The organism is Vibrio taketomensis (genome assembly GCF_009938165.1).
Lineage (GTDB): Bacteria > Pseudomonadota > Gammaproteobacteria > Enterobacterales > Vibrionaceae > Vibrio > Vibrio taketomensis.
In genome coordinates this window covers 990,398-1,007,120 of sequence record NZ_AP019650.1, presented here as the reverse complement: position 1 = coordinate 1,007,120, position 16,723 = coordinate 990,398, and the positions used below count along the sequence as shown (strand labels likewise).

Below are 16,723 nucleotides of genomic sequence, written 5' to 3'. Positions count from 1 at the left end.
CTTTTTCTAATCTAATCATTTGCTCGTCGCGCTTTATATTCAACGAGTCTTCATAAGTTGAGTACACATAAATAAATTCAATGAAAGATAAAAATTATCAATAATTATTATTTAATAATTTTTGTTATTGATTGGTGGTTTATGTTTTTAGTTCAAAGGTTTAGGTTACCTAATGGTGACTGCTTGTTTTCGCGGGAGGATGTGCTTAACTAGATCGAGCGAGTGTTATGTTGACCGATTAGGAGAGGGATAATGGCACATTCAGTAAAGCTTAAAGCAGGCGATGCATTTCCTAATATAAGTGCGACTTTGCCGAATGATAATACTGTGTTGTTGAGTCAACCGCAGGAAGGAATGACATGGCAAGCGATCTTCGTTTATCGAGGTAAACATTGCCCGTTGTGTACCAAATACCTCAATGAGTTAGAGACTTATAAGCAAGCATTCAGTGATGCAGGGGTTGGCATTATTGCAGTCAGCGCCGATTCAAAAGCTCAGCTTCAAGAACATATGGAAAAGTTGGATATTAGCTTTCCTATCGCTTATGGGTTGACTCAAGCGCAAATGCAGCTTCTGGGAGTTTACATCTCTGTACCGCGATCAGAGCAAGAGACAGACCATAACTTCGCAGAACCGGGTCTGTTTATCGTTAATGAACATGGTGATTTGCACGTGGTGGATATTTCAAACAATCCATTTGTTCGTCCAGAACTCGGTGCATTAACTCGCGGTTTAGCGTGGATTCGCGACCCTGACAATCACTATCCGATCCGCGGTACGTTAAACTATTAAATAGGCAGCCAAACCGAACAAAAAAGACCAGCAATTTGCTGGTCTTTTTCTTTGATAGAACTTGCTTAATGGGCGTGACCCATGGCTGAGAACGGCGTACCTGCTTTGCGCCGTCTTGGTGCGAGTGCCATGATAATGCCAAAGCATGCGCCTTGCGTGATCATCGCCGTACCACCATAGCTGATAAACGGCAACGGGCTACCCATTACAGGCAATAGTCCGCTTACCATACCCATATTGATAAAGGCGTAAAGCATGAAACTCAGCGATAGTGCGCCAATCACTAAACGTCCGTATGCCGAGTCACTTTGGCTTGCAAGCCAGAGTGTGCGACCCGCAATAAATAAGTAGGTCGCGATTAATAATACGCTACCAAAATAGCCCCATTCTTCAGCGAACGTCGAGAAGATGAAGTCAGTATGACTTTCAGGAATAAAGCCAAGTTGACCTTGGGTTGCGTTGGTAAAGCCTTTACCACGAATACCACCCGAGCCGATGGCGACCAAAGATTGAATGATCTGATAGCCTGCACCAAGCGGATCAGACTCAGGGTTTAAAAACTGAGTCACACGCTTCTTCTGATATTCTTCCATAAAGAACATCCAAAGGATCGGTACTGCTGTGGCGACGATGCCCACGACCGATGCGATGATCTTCCAGCTCATACCGCCTAAAAACAGCACAAACAACGAGTAGATGACCGTAAAGATTGCGCCATCTAGATCGGGCTGAATCACGATAAGACCTGCTGGGATCGCAGTTAATGCGAGGCAGAGTAGGATCTTGCCAAAAGACGGTACTCCCGGGTCTTTAGCGATCATCCAAGCCGTCATCATTGGTACGGCAACTTTTACTAACTCAGAAGGCTGAAAGCGAATCGGGCCAAGCGCTAACCAACGTTTTGAACCGTTAGTCGCATCACCTGCAATCACAACCGCAAGTAGCAAGGTGACCGCCAAAACAAAGAGTGGCGGAGCTATATCACACAGTTTTTTTGCTGGTACTGCGGAGAGGACAATCAATGCACAGATAGCAATGAATGCACGAGCAAGGTGGCGTTCCAAAATTGGCTCACTAAAGCCACTTGCGCTCCACACGCTAATAGTGCCCGCCATGATCAAAAAACAGATCGCAGCGAGCAGCGGGTAATCAATATGAGGACGAAAACGTAACACTGCAGGTATGTTCAAAATGGTAAGTGAACCGAAATTTAATCCTGATCGGTTTGAAACACAACCTTCTATTACTTTTATTGGCAACAGATTGACAAAAATAAGAGCAATGCCCTGTTAGCAACACTATAGCTGCTCAGGCTCTGGGCTATTAAAGCCACGCAAAATATTAGTCAGCGTTATCGCTGTGAAAACTAAGATTACCAGAGACAAATGCCAAGCTTGGCTGAGCCCTAATTGCATCAGTAGCATACTGACGAGCGATGAGACCACCATTTGTCCACCGCCAGACATGGCAGCGGCATGGCACATACGCAGGCGGTGCATCCATCGACTTGCGCTTGCGGTGGGCAGAGCAATGCCATTACCTAAAATCATGAATAACTGGCCGATCATTAGGAAAATAGGTTCAACAGGACAAAAGAATAACCAAACAGCAGCGGTTAGATGCAAGGCAGGTGTCCAGAGTAACATCTTTTTACTGCCAATAATTGGGCGTACCCGGTTGCAAATACTGGTGCCAGCCAACATGCCTAAGGCAGGAATTAACGCCCACATTGCATATTCATCAGAGGTCATGCCAATTTGGTTTTGCATAATAAAGGGCATCACCGAGACCGTCGTGATCATCAAGCTAAAATTGAGCCACCCAATACTAGCAAAACTCATAAAGTAGCGAGAAGTGAGTAGATTGCGGTATTGAAGCAGCATGGCTTTGGCTGACGGTATTTCTGAACGCTGGGCAAGCGTTTCTTTAAATCGTACTGCGATAATGCACCAAGCGATAAAGACGTAGCCGAGCAATGAGATAAATACCATGCTCCAGCCGAAATGAAAGTTGATGAATCCGCCAATAACGGGTGCAAATAGTGGTGTGATTGAGGCGGCCATGGCGATATAAGCCATCGCAATCGGTAAGTCAGGGCCGTTAAAGCGGTCACGAGTGGACGCTCGAGCTAATACGGCGCAGCAACCCGTGCCGATACCTTGTAAAAATCGCCCCATTACCATGCCGGTAAAGGTGTCACTGAAGACGATAATCGTCAGCAGCCCAAGCATAGCGATGAGTAAACCACTTAGTAGCACTACTTTACGTCCAAGCGCATCAGAAATGGGGCCATAAAGAAACTGCGAAGGGCCGAAACCAAGCAAATATATACTGACAAGCAGTTGGGCTTGGTCGAGGGAAATGGTGAAATCTTTGGCAATCCAAGGCAACGATGGGAACACCAAGCCCATACTCAGTTGTCCGATGCTAATGATCAGACACGCCAGAAGAATGGTTTTAAATTGAAATTGGCTCTTCACTCGAATCGTGCCTCGATAGTTTGATTGGCTTCATTGGGTAATCCTATTTCTATCGTCAAATGCATGAAGCAAGGGTGTAGCCAATCTATTGAATAATACAGTGGCGTCGCATAGTGAGCTGACTAAGTGTTAGGAGATAATCGGAGTGCTAGCTTGGGAAATGAATGTACTTAGCGCTTCCGCAGCGTTAGTAAACTATTATTGGTAGCAAATTGAAAGGTTAATCCGAGTAAAGTTTGATTGAAAATTTTAATCTTGAGCACAATGTAATCACTGGCTTTTCATACCCAAGTAACCGAACGCTACCTCGTTCTGATTACGTGGGTATAACCAATGATTGCTTGAGGCATAGTAGCCTAAGCGCCGTTAAGCGGCTTGTTCGTTGTCTTGCTTAACTCGCAATTTATTACGATTGTCGCGGCTGCTGCGAATTAACTCATCGCCGACGACCATGCTTTCTGATTTGGCTAAACGATCATAGAGTAAAACGTTTACAGACGCAGCTAAGTTCATACAACCGATAGTGGGTACATAAACCACATGGTGTGCTCTATCTGCAACTTCTTGAGGGATGGAGCCATCTTCTGGGCCAAAGATATAAATCGCCTTTTGGGGATGCTCAAAGTGCGGTAGTGGTGTTGCGCCAAGAGCCAGTTCGACACAGACAATCTGTGTGTCATCGGCGAGGCCATCAAGTATGGACTCAACTTTGGTCAATGGAACGGTATCACTAACACTTTTGGTATCTGTACTGAATTTTGCAGCGCGATCGTAGCGAGTTCCAGTGTAGACAACGCTATCGGCTTGGTAACAACCCACCGCTCGCATTACCGCGCCAACATTTTCTGGGCTTTTAGGATTGATTAAGCCGATGATGGTTTGAGGCTGGGTCATAACGGTGCTCTCTGTTACAAAAAATTGGGAGTATCTGAAGGGACGCGATTCTATCAGAGCTGGTGGCGATACAAAAGAATAAGGCAGCGTAGGTGCTGCCTTAGGGTTACTTGAGTATGTTATTAGCGTTTTTCACGCTTAACGATTTCAAATTCAAATTCGTCAGGGTAAAGCACGACACCTTCACCTTGTTCATCTGGGAAAACAACGATCGAAAGATCATCTTGTTCTAGGCCCATAGTCCAGCGACTTTTCCATTTCGCAATAGAGATTGGCTCAGCAGTAAATCCTTCCCATTCTTCCGTTGCCCATTGCAGGGCATGAGCTTCAGATGGCCAAACAGGAACACATTCTTCGTCATCAGTGTTAAGCAATACGCTGCCATGCTCATCAATCAGCAACCAGATCTTTTTGCTTTCAGAGGCTGCTTTAAAAAATAGGTTAAAACGCTCCATTGGGTCGCGTGGAACCGTTACCGGATTAGTATCACTCATAGTTAGCCTTTTAGTACACGTTACCTTTGGAGTATATCGTGCTTTTAGTTAAAGGGGCAGTCTCTATTGCTATGTCGAATGTGGATAACAATAACGGTTAATCGTGACGATTTAATTTCGCGTATGAACCGCGCTAAGAGTTCGCTAAGGTGAAGGCTCTTCATGATAAAAAACACTCAGATCTTGGGAAAATCAGTAGTTTTGAGAGAAAAAGACACGGAAATACCGGTTTAAATTAAAATCATTGTGAAGTAGTCAATTTTATATGTTTGAACTGCATTTTAACGCCATGTTTTTCGTCGATATGGTTGTGCGATTTTTCTGACAAACCACAGGAAAATGGTGAATTGGTGTGGTTGTTTTTTGTTCGCTTGTTTGGCTTGTAGCTGAAGGAATTCCATTGAAAAACTGTTATGTCTATGCTTGTTATCGCCAGCTACGTGGGCGAGTGCGACGTGTGAAGATTTTACCCAATTATTTGAGCAGCGTGATTTCCCAAGAATTGAAAGTATGTTTAAGCGTGCTGTCCAAGAGCTAGGCTATCCAGACTCTTCCGTATTTCTAAACCAGTACTATGCTAAATCCAGCCGAGATCAGGTTTTGGAGCTGCGGCGCGTGTATCGTGGTTGTTATTCACTGCGAAAGAAAGATGAGCGTTTAGTCAATTTGTTGCGTTAACCTGTTGTGCTTGCAGGCTGTGACTCGGACTGGCGAGATAGAAAAAAGGCGTATCTGAAAAGATACGCCTAAATTTTATCGCAAGGTTATCAGCGTCAAATAATGCCTATTTTGCTTTTAGTGAAAGTACCGCACCGCTGCTGTCTTGTTCAATGTCAAAACGACTATCCAGCAAGAACACTTGTGCAGCGTCTACTTTAACGACATCAACGAGGTACGCTTTGACAGCTTGAGCGCGCGCTTGAGCTAATTTACCTAGCTCTGCTTGGCTAATCTGCTGTTTGTTCAGTTCCAAGTTGTAAAGAGCGATGTGCCAACGACGGTCGATCTCTTCATCACTTAAATCACTGTCTTTTGCTGATAGTTCATCTTCAATTTTGTCACGTACTACATCAGCATCCTCACCAAACTCATGTTTGTAAAGCGCTTGCAGAGAATCAGAAAGCGGACCTGAGGTTGGGAAATTACTCGCGGTTAGGTTATCAGGCAGTTGATCTGGCTCGATTTGGGCTTGTTGAGCAAGCTTCTGCGAGAACTTTGTTAAAGCGAGTGCTTTGCTATCTTCTACCGCATCGATAGATCCGTCCACAGAAAGAGCAAGATTTGGACGAGCATTCAGACCTTCACCTAAAGATGTCAGCTTCTCATCAGCATCGCTGCTAAGGCTGCTTGAGCCAAACGCGAATGCGATATGATTAAGCTCCTCATCAGAGTCGGCTAACCCAGCAATAAAGTTAAATGGTGCGCTGACGGCTTTGGTGATAATGTTACTCACCGTTTGCCAAATCACTGAACCAAGGTTGAAGCTTGGATCGTTTACATCGCCTGAAACTTCAACACCCATATCGATAACGCCGTCATTGTCTTGAAGTAGGGCAATGGCAAGTTTGACTGGAAGTTGTGTCGCCGTGTCACTGTCACTGGCTTCACCCAGTTGCAACTGATCTATCACAACGTGATTGGAGCCTTTTAGCTGGTTCTTATCTAACTTGTAGTTTAGATCAAGCGTGAGCTGACCTTTATCAATGAAATAACCCGCATAGGTACCCGAGTACGGGTTTACCGTAGTTAGTTCAACGCTCTTAAATAACACGTCAAGGTCTAGGTAAGGCTGCGCAATAAGTGGGTTAATTTCACCTTTGATCTTTACTGGTGCATAGCGGTCGATATTACCACTAATATCCACAGATGCTTTGGTCCCTGGCACACTTGAAACTTGGCTAATTTGGCCTTTCAATTGCTCAATACCAGAAGAGAACCCAGGTTTTAGCGAGTTATCTGCAAAGAATGCCGAGCCATCGTTAAAAGCGATCTTCTTCACGCTAAGCGCAAATGGCTTATCTTTGGACGCAGTGGTCGCTTTTGTTTTGCTTGGTGATTTTTTCGGTTGTTCAACCACAAGATCACCAATGTTGGTCGAGCGATCTTCATTGATTACCACACGTGCGTATGGTTGACTGAGGCTTAGCGTATCAATGTCTAGTTTTGATTTCGCTAGGTCAAAATTAAACTTGTTGACCGCCAGAGAGCGCCATTTAACAAACGGCTTCTTCAACTTGTTGTCACGAATAGCCAGATGGTTTACTTGAATACCGCCATTGACGGTCACATCACCGTTTGCATTGGCTTTAATCGTCGCTTGTGTATTTAACTCACCATTCGTTAATGTTGCTTTAACTGCCGTCGCCAAATATGGCTGGAATTGCGCAAGCTTGAGTGATTTCACATCAACGTCTGCGGTCACGGCTTGTTTTAGCGCGTCAGCTTGACCTTTTACTTTAATATCGCCTTTACCGTTGATCGCGGCAAAATCAAAATCAATGGGCTTAGATAAATCACTCACGATTTTGCTGGTAGTGAGATTAATTGGCGCAATAGTCCAAGTATTGGCTTTTGGCGTGAGAATATTTTCAGCCACCGTTACTTGATAATCTTTGATTTCAACGCCGTCTAACGTGACCAACCAAGGTTGGCTTGCTTCATTGTCTAATGACTCAGCGTGGCTAACTTCTTCAGCTTGGCTTTCTTTCACTGGCGCGCTTTTTGACGCTGAAGTTTGAGCAAGCGACTTTGGTGTAAACAAAGATACGAGATCAGCACCTTGCTGGTTTACTTGGGCCGCGAGTTTTAGACCATGAGATTGGATAGACTCAATCGCGACGGTTTGTTGATCAACATCAGTCGCGATATTGTTGACCGTCAATGAGGGTAGGCTAACAATCGATTTTTTATTCGCTTGGATATCGAGATTATCTAAAGCGAATTGACCGTGATTGGTTGAAATACTTAGCTTGTCATTGTCTGGTGTGTCTGCAATCGTTTGTGCTAATCGGTAATGAGAGGCTAAGCTCACCGTGCCGGATGCGAGCTGTACTTGCATATCGTCAGCAATAAAGCCCCACAAGCGCGGCAACTGGATATTCTCAACGTTGATATCGCCAACCACTTGCAGCGGTTTCAATTGAACCTGACCTTTTAGCGCAATTTTGGCTGTATCGGCATCGTTAATTTGTAGTGTATAGCGGTTGGTATTGTCAGCCAAAACACTTTGAGTTGCGAATTCACCTAACGATAGGTTGATATCAGGGTAGTGAAGCTCTGCGCCGGTAATGTTGTCTTTAAAGCGGACATCGCCGTGGTTCAGCGCGGTTTGTTTGATTTGTACTGGGAATAGCGGCGCGTGTCGATCTACGACGTCTTCTACTTCAGGCGCTACGTCTTCAGTCGGGGCGCTGTTACGTTCAACCGCAGAAAGAATATCGCTGAAGTTAAACGCGATTTCGGTTGAATCGGGGTTGTTCACACGTTCAATATTTACGTATGGCTTATCGAGTGTGATGTATTCAACGCTAAGGGCACCATCGAAAATGGATTGCCAAAAGTTCAGTTGTAAGCTGGCTTTATCAAAGCTGACAAAAGGCTGCTCGCCCTCAAGAATGGCAAACTTGTCGATATCAAATTGCAGCGTGAAAGGATTGATTGTTACGTCACCCAGTAACACTGGACGTTCAATCAATTTTGATAACTGCTCTGGCGCTTGTTGCTCTGCGACATATGGAACAAGCAGTCCCAGTAGCATCGCATAACTGAGGTATCCACCAGTGGCATAGGTACCCCAACGGATCGCACGTGGCAAAGTGTTGAACTTTGCTTTTGCGTTTTTTAGTTTGTTTGACATGACGACTTCCAACTTCAAGTGTTCAATCGATGATGGCGTGCTCAAGACAAAACGGTTTTATCTTTGATGCGAGGCGATCATCAATAGATTGCGCTCTTTATAAGGCAATCTTTTAGTATTTTTATGCTCTGATTATTTCAGAAAAGTGCTGCTTTCCAAGATGGTAAATAGCAAAAAGCAGCGCATCATATATGCTCTGTCGTGTTTTGCAAGACAACAGATGCTCAGTCTATACCGTCTTGGGTACTGCTTTGTTAGGAGATTTTGAAGTTCATCAATTTTGTCGTCAATATTATCGTCAACAAATCAGAGACATTCGACAAATTGAATGACTCTATGAGTACAGAATCATCCAGTTTATGAGAGGTTTTAATTGGTCGCACTGAGATCGAGACGCTGCAGATTCGCATCAATGCTCTGGTCGCCTTTCAATCGTTCCCATAATACGTTTAATTTATCCAAGCCTCGTTCACCGGAAGGGTGACGAGTCGGCTTATCCACGAGTTGCCATGAGCCTTGTTTGTCTCTTTGGGCGAGCACAAATTGAAAAGAGAGATGATTCGCGAGACCCAATCGCAAATCAGTCACAATCAGCGCGCCGTTCTCTTCATGGTAATTAAGAAAGTCGTGAGAGAATGCTTTCAATCCAAGCAGAGTGGATGGCTTTTCTTGCATAGGCCAGTCACCAAGTGGGCGTGAAACAAAATTAATGCTCTCATCATCGTCAAGTAGGGAGGCTAACCCTTCCCAGTAGTTGTTCTTATTACGCACGACAACACGCCAAAGCACAGTGTTGAATGGCGTTGGCGTGACTAATACATTTTGAGTCGGTAAGTTTTGTGCCTGTAAGTTATGTTCGACGCGATCGATAATGTGTTGCTGGGCTGCGTAACCCCATATCGAATATAACGAAGAGAGAATGACCATCGCTTGGCACCAGCGTCCACCTCTCGACTTGGAAAACAGGGCAACAATAATCGCAATCAACAGGGGCACGGTGTAAATGGGGTCAATAATGAAGATGTTGCTGACTTCAAAATACCCATGTATCGGCCATAACAGTTGTGTGCCGTAGGTCGTCATCGCATCGAGTAGTGTATGTGTGACAAGAACACTGACAGTCAGTACTGAAACGCGAGTGAAGCTCCAAAAACTATCGGGACGTAGACGGGTATAAAGCCATGACAACAGTAGGGCGAACGGCGGAAGAAGGAATAGCGAATGACTAAACCCACGGTGTTTGATGGTATTACTGATTGCATCACCATAATCAAGCATGACATCGAGGTCGGGCAGTGTGCCCAGGGCTGCACCAGCTAAAAGTACTTTTGCATTGCATCGTTTACCTGCGATAGCGCCAGCTACCGTTGCTCCTAAAGCCGCTTGGGTGATCGAATCCATTTGTGGGTGTCTCGTATTTCTTTTCTCTGACTTATAAGGTCATCGGTAAGGTTCGTCAATGTCGTTAGCGCTGCTTGCACCTATCTTTACTTGATTTTACGTTTGACCCACGAATGTGCATCAATACCGCTTGAGATTATATCTAAACCAAGCCTTTTAATTTCGCTAAACCGTAGGCCGCAGTCGTGACACAATCCTTAATGTCACCATTAATCAGCATTTGTTCGAAGTCTGTGAGGGTAAAGGCTTGGCTAATGAGATCTTCTTCTTCCAGATCGGGTTGAGTTGCAGACTTGGTCAGATCACTTGCCAAGTAAATGTGGCAGGTTTGATTAAGAAAACCATAGGCAATAAATTGTGCGCCAATGTAAGTCATGGAATGCGCGATAAGCCCGGTTTCTTCTTTGAGTTCTCCTTTCGCTAGCTCAAGATGATTCGCGGTTGGGTTCGATTCCCAAGCTCCTTGTGGCAGTTCCCAGTAGTTATCTTGCACGGTATAGCGGTATTGATTCACGAGATGAATCATTCCCTTATCAATCGCAATAATCGCGGCACAATCGGGTTTATCTACCACGCCATAAATACCTTGCTGACCGCTTGCGCGTTCAATTTTATCTTCTCGAACAGACATCCAATTATTCTGGTAAACGATTGTCGATGAAAGCTGTTTGATTGGCGGCATGGGTTATCCTATCTCTGGTGAAGTGAATCAGTAGCGATGTGAGCTTATGTGGAGCGTATGGTTTCGTTGTGCCGTACTTTACCTTATCTGTATTTGGTTTCGTCCATTGCCCTTTGCTACATACAGAGCAGAATCCGCGCGTTCGAGCGCTGAGTCAAAACTGTCATGCTCTAAGATATCGGTAATCCCTATTGATAATGACACCATGGTATGTTGGCTGACATTCTGGTTAATACGCTTCGCGATGTCAGTGGCACTTTGTGCATCCATATTTAACAGAATAAGGAATTCATCCCCTCCTAAGCGAATGAACTCATCGTTATCACGCAGACAGTGTTTAGCAATGTTGGCGACTTGCTTTAATACTTCATCTCCCTTCGCATGACCGTAGTTATCGTTGATGCATTTAAAGTGGTCAATATCAAACGTAATTAGTGAATAACCTGATTGGGCGATGCAGTGCCAATTGCTGGCTTTTTTGATTTGACTCTCGATATAGTTGCGATTGCGGCACTGAGTAAGGGAATCAAAGAATGCTGAATGGGTTAATTTGTTGCTTTGATAGACGCTGATCAGCAAGTTGATGATCACTGCGATTATGGTCAAGCCCAATCCGAGTAAAAATGAATAAAAGTGCTGAATTTTGGATTGTTCGTAATAGTCGGTGACATCCATCTCAAGCAGAAGTACCCGATTAATGTCGTTTAGGTAATGGAAATAGAGTAGGAATGTGTTGCCGTCTTCATGCCGCCAAACAATTCGGCTTTCATCTTTAGTTAATTGCACTTGGTCTTGAGTAATATTTGGATAGAGTGTGAAAATGGATTTCCCTTTTAATGTTTTTGGCAGCCTAACTTCGCCTTGTTGAGTCAAAAAGGAAACATTGACGTCATCATCCAAGCCCTGAATTTTGTGGTAGAAAGTTTCGTAATCTAGGCCAATACCCAAAATCCCGATTACGTGATCATTTTCGTCTCTGATCTTGTGATCGTGATAAAACGAGTAGAGTGTGTCGTATTCAATAATGTCGGGATCGTAAAAGTTGTAGCGGTAATCTTGCGGTAAATCGACGAACTCTTGTACCCACTTGTCTCTCTCTGTCGTGACGTTGATGCGCAGATTGCGTCCAAAATTATCTAAATAGAGATTATTTTCTATATCGACTAATCCAACGGTTTTGACGAACAATTCCCTTTGCGTCTCTTGCAGTTCCGCTAACATCTCCTCGATGCTGTATTGACGTTGAATTTTATAAGCGTACACGTCAGCCACCAAACGACTCGCTTGTGCATAGGTGCGGTTGAGATCTTGTAAGGAATTATTGATGTATTGTGTCGAACGAAGGAGTGTGGATTCCGTTATGTTCTTTTGAAACTCTTTAAGGTTCATATAGTAATGAGCGAGATTAAGAAGCGAAAAAACACTAATGATCAGTACAGCGATTCGTACCGAGCTCATCACGTGCCCTCGTAAAAAAGTGTGCTTCAATCTCATTTTATTCTCATCAATAAGTCTGACGGTGTTTGCTCGATGAGAACTGAACTCTTGTATCTGTATTTCGATTGTTTTTCTACGTTAATTCAATACGATATTAGAGTTTGAATTTGTTCTCATCCGTTTTATTCAGTATACATTTTTACCGTGAGCCAGTTAGTGATGGGTACTTGATTTCCATTTAAATGCAACGAGGTTAGTATTTCAGGATAAATATATTGGCGTGTAGAAATGAGCATCCTGTGGCAATGTGTTGGGTTAGGAGCCATTAAAGGTGAAAATTTGAATTTATTATCAATTAGTTAATAGCCAATTTAGATTCCGTGATGTCATCATTTATTTAAAAGTAGGCTCAAGTGGTTTCAAGTTGAAGGATTTCGCTCTGTTTCGCTAAACACGGCGCCTTGAAATTGTTTGAGTATAAAACCAAAGGATTGGTCGAACATGTTCATGCGTATTTTTAGTAGTCTGATTTTATTGCTTATTTCCTCCTCAACGTTGGCAGCTTCTCACTATGGCTATTACTCGAATGTAGATAAGGTAGAGGGGGAGTTATCTGGTATTGAAATACTCCTGCTTAACGATGGGCGGGGTGGCCAGTGTGACCAATCGATTCTATTGCAGCGCTTTGAAGGCTGGCCTCAATATCCTGAGCTTATCGACTGCTGCCAATGTAGCGCGAGCGAGATTCAATTTACTTCACCGACACTAGGCCGCTTTGTGGGCAAGATTGAAAATAACTCCCTTCAAGGTGAGTTTGTTCCTTCGCGTTATGAGGTCAAATTGCCAAAAGGGCAAAGCATTTGGCAATCTGATCGTTAACGTTAGTGAGAATGTGGAGCAGCGTTCTATAGTGCCGCAGAACGCCTAATCAATAGAATGCTAACAATTAGTTAGTGCTCACTGCGGTGCGAATGCAAGCCCGCGGCTTCGCAACAACACCCATGATAACCATCGTGATAGTCGGCACGATCCAGCTCGCGAAGTAACGATACAGGGGCATATTACGGTTTAACCATTGGTCTGTCGCTTCGGGCATGTAGCCCAAGACATGAAGTGCATCGATGCATCCAAAAGCGAGCGCAGTGAACACAGTGGTCACCACCATGGTTCGCGCCATCTTGTTGCGCACTGGTGCGATGATCATCAATGCTATCGCAACTGGGTGAAGTGCAACGACAGCTGGTAATGTGATGGTAAGCAGTTGTTCCAGCCCAACGTTGGCAATTAAACCCGCCAAAACCATGGTGGTAATGACACAGCCTTTATAATTCACTTTACTGAACGTGTTGTCGTAGAACTCACTACCAGCAGTTGTCACGCCGATGGCAGTCGTCAAACATGCTAAAACCATCACCGCACCTAGTAAAAGTGAACCAAACGCTCCGAAGTGGTTGAAGGTAAACGCGGTTAGGATTTCACCGCCGTTAGTGAATCCAGAACCTAAGTATGAGCTGGTTGAGCCGATGTAGGCTAATGAGATGTAGACGAACGCCATCGCAACCGCGTACATCAAAGCGGCAATCAGCGTGTATTTAGCCGTCGCTTTAGGGCAATCTACACCCATACTGCGAATTGCGCGGAAAATTATCCAGCCAAAACCGATAGAACCTAGCGCGTCCATGGTCATATAGCCTTGTGTTAAACCTTCAGCAAATGCACCGGATACGTATGCACCGGTAGCCGCAGTCAATTCACCACTTGGCGACATCAACGCCGTAACAGACATGATCAACAAGATTGCCATTAATGCTGGTGTTAGGATTTTTCCTAGGTTGTCTATCAGCTTACCCGGATAAAGCGCAAATAGAATGGTGGCAATACAAAATACAATCGTGAAAGGTATTAACGCCGTATCGCCAAACATGGGCGCAAAACTAAATTGATAGGCAACGGTAATCGCTCGTGGGATCACGAACGCAGGACCTATCACGATAAAAACCATCACCCAAAAACTGGTAGCCAAAGGCTTTGGTAGGGCTGCGGTTAACTTATCTGACCCGTTTACCAGCGCGACCATAACCAGAGCCATCGCAGGTAAACCGACACCCGTTAAGAGGAAGCCTGACATTCCACTCAGAAAATTTTCGCCTGCTTGGTAACCCAAAAATGGTGGAAAGATCAGGTTACCAGCGCCTAAATACATGGCGAAAGTCATGAAGCCTAAAGCGGCGATATTACGTGCGCTTAACATTGTTATTCCTCTTGTGTTTCGCTTGGAAAAAACTGAAAGGAATAGGGAAGTGTAGAGTGATCCCGTCAGCTTCTTCTCAAGCTGACAGAAAATTTAGATATGGCCTGTCAGCTCTGAATCAGTTTCAGAGAGAGCAGGAGGATCGCAGCAGCAACGCTTGATGAGCGTTTGAAAGCGAATGGTGATTGCGCAGTTGCTGACATGAATGATCCTTAACGAAAAAAAGACCAAGGAATACGTTTGCCTTGGTGTTCCCTAACCCTAACCAACATCAGGATGAAGGCACAACCCCAAAGTGGAAAATAAGTTGATCTGCATAATGCTTGTTTTCTATATAGTGAATTGAACTGCTTTCATTGCTGGAAATTGAAATAAATGACTTTTCATTTTGTTAACAATGCCTCTTTGAACGGTGTTTACTTTTAAACACAAAATGCAGCACATATCTTAAAGTCACGTTGTTAACCGTGTTGGCTTATCAATATGAGAACTTTCTAACACGCGGTTTGTGGCAGTTAATGTATTCTGGTTGCAGCGAACAAGAGGATTCTATCTATGTCAAAAAGTTCCAAGCTTCATAATGAAGATAAACTGGTTAAAAAGGCGCTTGAGATCGGCGGAAAGATGGCAAAGATGCAAGGCTTTGAACTACCTCAGTCACCTCAACCTCTTAGAGTAAAAGCGATTTATCTATTCTTAGTTGATGCTAAGCAAATTACGCCATTACCGGATGATAAGCTCGACGGTGCGAACATCAAGCATAGATTGGCGCTTTGGATTCACAGCGCATTACCAGACAACGACCCTCTAAAATAAACCCTAAATCAATCACAAGGCGAATGGGGTTATTCGCCTTTTTTTGATCATGGTTTTGCACTCTCTTTAGACGACGCAGACTTTAAGATAAAAAATACAGCGCTGAAGAATGTTCATCATGTTTGGTATGGGGATTTTGAGGCGGTTAGTACATCGGCATTAACAATTTACAAAACAGAGCCAAAATAGTTAATGATATGCCGAGAGAAGCGATACAATGCTCGCGTTGCCAGCAAGCAACATGGAATACTCATTTACAGAACCTTAAAGTACCCACACATGTCTAAAGAATTTGATTTCACAACAGAATACACGCTCGATAAGGCTTTTTTCGCCGAGTGTTATGATCAAACTAGCCAGCCAGTTAAGTTTCCAAAATCTTATTGGAAAGCGATACTCTTTCTGATTTTTGGTGTGGTTTTAGTAGAGTTTGAACTGTTGCCTAACAGCTATGTTGGCTGGTTCTTTATCGTATTGAGCGTTATTGAAACATTCAGTGTTTATTTCAAGAGAACTTGGTGGCTATGGCGACAAACCATCAGTTCGAGCTGTGGTAGTAAAGTGGCGTTTCAAGTTAACGCTAGTGGTGTGAGTTACAAAAGCGGCAAAATTAATCGTAGTATCGCATGGAATGAAATCGACCAACTTGAACAAACCGATTTGGGATTCATTCTGCATATCGGTAAACAGCGCCAATATGTGAGTAAATCTTGCTTAAATGCAGAAGTGATCGCGTTTATGGTTGAGCAGCATGCGGTTGTGAAACCTAATTAACGTGATTAGATAGTGCTCGCAAGTGAGTTGAAGTAATCGAAAGGCGAATCGAATGATTCGCTTTTTGTGGTTGTCGATGTCGTTTTTGCGTGTCCCGCTTAATATTCATGTGTGCCCATTAAGCAAAGCGCTAGCGATAAATACTCTTGCCTTGCCAAAGAGTATTCAGAAACGTTTGGTTTCTTTGTCACTGACCGGTACGGTTTTAGGTGTTCCCGACACCGAAACCCTAAAAATTCGTCCTGAATTTTACCTAGAACTGGATAAATGTAATGTTGTTGCTGACTCGTTTTGCCCCAAAACCATTTAGATTAAATACTCTACATAATTCAGAGGGCGTGCGTTTACCCTACTAAAAATTATTCGATTGCGTTGATAACTCATCACTCCCGTCATTAGGTTACATCTTGCAGTCTAATTTCCCTTCATGTGTCATAAGTTATTGATTATCAGTTGAGTTAGTATGAAAATGATAGCATTGCCGAAAGATGAAAGACGACAATTTGTCATCTAATAAGCGTTATAACTACAAATAAGAGTATATGATAAAATTTACACTGATAGAAAATTCTTTAGATTCAATTGAACAAGGACTTGATTTTTGAATAAAGCCGAAGCTGAAAGTAACAATAGTGCTTATAAGCATGCACTACTATGTTTATTTCAAGGGGCTGAATTAGTTCTTAAAGAAATTTTAGTTTTAATTGATCCGATAACAATCTTTGATAAAATTCATTGTTCAAACATTGTAGCAGTCCATTGTTACCAACAATGGAAGAGCTATATAAATGTAAGTCGATTGATATTCGAGGGATAGGACAAGAACTGAAAAACATTATCCAGAGT

The 16,723-nt window shown here is 43.6% G+C and carries 14 protein-coding genes; 5 read left to right on the top strand and 9 right to left on the bottom strand.

The genetic code is table 11. The annotated features are described in order from the left end of the window. Nucleotides 1-252: 252 nt before the first annotated feature. Nucleotides 253-792 carry a redoxin family protein gene (locus tag Vt282_RS18350; protein WP_162064326.1) on the top strand — a complete coding sequence of 180 codons (540 nt, stop codon included), beginning with the start codon at nt 253-255 and terminating at the stop codon, nt 790-792. A 65-nt stretch (nt 793-857) separates the two neighbouring features. Here the strand turns inward: Vt282_RS18350 and rodA are convergent, their stop codons facing one another. The 8 genes from rodA to Vt282_RS18310 all read right to left on the bottom strand — a co-directional run bounded on the left by rodA (nt 858) and on the right by Vt282_RS18310 (nt 12,057). Beyond that, nucleotides 858-1,967: a rod shape-determining protein RodA gene (gene rodA / locus Vt282_RS18345; protein ID WP_162048664.1), complete on the bottom strand. Its 1,110-nt coding sequence runs from the start codon at nt 1,965-1,967 to the stop codon at nt 858-860. Between the two features lie 123 nt (nt 1,968-2,090). Beyond that, nucleotides 2,091-3,272, bottom strand: a complete 1,182-nt coding sequence (locus Vt282_RS18340; RefSeq protein WP_162064325.1) for an MFS transporter — start codon at nt 3,270-3,272, stop codon at nt 2,091-2,093. Between the two features lie 366 nt (nt 3,273-3,638). Then, entirely contained in the window at nt 3,639-4,166 is a 528-nt protein-coding gene (locus Vt282_RS18335; protein ID WP_162064324.1) for an RNA methyltransferase, read from the bottom strand. A gap of 122 nt (nt 4,167-4,288) precedes the next feature. Then, nucleotides 4,289-4,660 carry a DUF2750 domain-containing protein gene (locus Vt282_RS18330; protein WP_162048356.1) on the bottom strand — a complete coding sequence of 124 codons (372 nt, stop codon included), beginning with the start codon at nt 4,658-4,660 and terminating at the stop codon, nt 4,289-4,291. 784 nt (nt 4,661-5,444) lie between these two features. Next, nucleotides 5,445-8,516, bottom strand: a complete 3,072-nt coding sequence (locus Vt282_RS18325; RefSeq protein WP_162064323.1) for a DUF748 domain-containing protein — start codon at nt 8,514-8,516, stop codon at nt 5,445-5,447. 369 nt (nt 8,517-8,885) lie between these two features. Continuing rightward, complete coding sequence (locus Vt282_RS18320; RefSeq protein WP_162064322.1) at nt 8,886-9,917, bottom strand: metal-dependent hydrolase; 1,032 nt, start codon at nt 9,915-9,917, stop codon at nt 8,886-8,888. Between the two features lie 142 nt (nt 9,918-10,059). After that, the gene (locus Vt282_RS18315) at nt 10,060-10,599 is read right to left on the bottom strand and encodes an NUDIX domain-containing protein (RefSeq protein ID WP_162064321.1); all 540 of its coding nucleotides are present in this window, start codon (nt 10,597-10,599) and stop codon (nt 10,060-10,062) included. Nucleotides 10,600-10,677: 78 nt separating this feature from the next. After that, nucleotides 10,678-12,057: a sensor domain-containing diguanylate cyclase gene (locus Vt282_RS18310; protein ID WP_162048352.1), complete on the bottom strand. Its 1,380-nt coding sequence runs from the start codon at nt 12,055-12,057 to the stop codon at nt 10,678-10,680. Between the two features lie 480 nt (nt 12,058-12,537). Between Vt282_RS18310 and Vt282_RS18305 the strand changes: the two genes are divergently transcribed. After that, nucleotides 12,538-12,915, top strand: a complete 378-nt coding sequence (locus Vt282_RS18305; protein WP_162064320.1) for a hypothetical protein — start codon at nt 12,538-12,540, stop codon at nt 12,913-12,915. Between the two features lie 67 nt (nt 12,916-12,982). Here Vt282_RS18305 and brnQ read toward each other — a convergent pair whose 3' ends face one another. Continuing rightward, entirely contained in the window at nt 12,983-14,287 is a 1,305-nt protein-coding gene (gene brnQ, locus Vt282_RS18300; RefSeq protein WP_162064319.1) for a branched-chain amino acid transport system II carrier protein, read from the bottom strand. A 555-nt stretch (nt 14,288-14,842) separates the two neighbouring features. Here brnQ and Vt282_RS18295 point away from each other — a divergent pair. From Vt282_RS18295 to Vt282_RS18285, 3 genes are all read left to right on the top strand, one after another. Beyond that, nucleotides 14,843-15,103, top strand: coding sequence for a DUF5062 family protein (locus Vt282_RS18295; protein ID WP_162064318.1), 261 nt, complete (start codon nt 14,843-14,845; stop codon nt 15,101-15,103). Nucleotides 15,104-15,382: 279 nt separating this feature from the next. Next, nucleotides 15,383-15,877: a YcxB family protein gene (locus tag Vt282_RS18290; protein WP_162064317.1), complete on the top strand. Its 495-nt coding sequence runs from the start codon at nt 15,383-15,385 to the stop codon at nt 15,875-15,877. A 52-nt stretch (nt 15,878-15,929) separates the two neighbouring features. Beyond that, nucleotides 15,930-16,187 carry a hypothetical protein gene (locus Vt282_RS18285; RefSeq protein WP_162064316.1) on the top strand — a complete coding sequence of 86 codons (258 nt, stop codon included), beginning with the start codon at nt 15,930-15,932 and terminating at the stop codon, nt 16,185-16,187. Nucleotides 16,188-16,723: the final 536 nt, after the last annotated feature.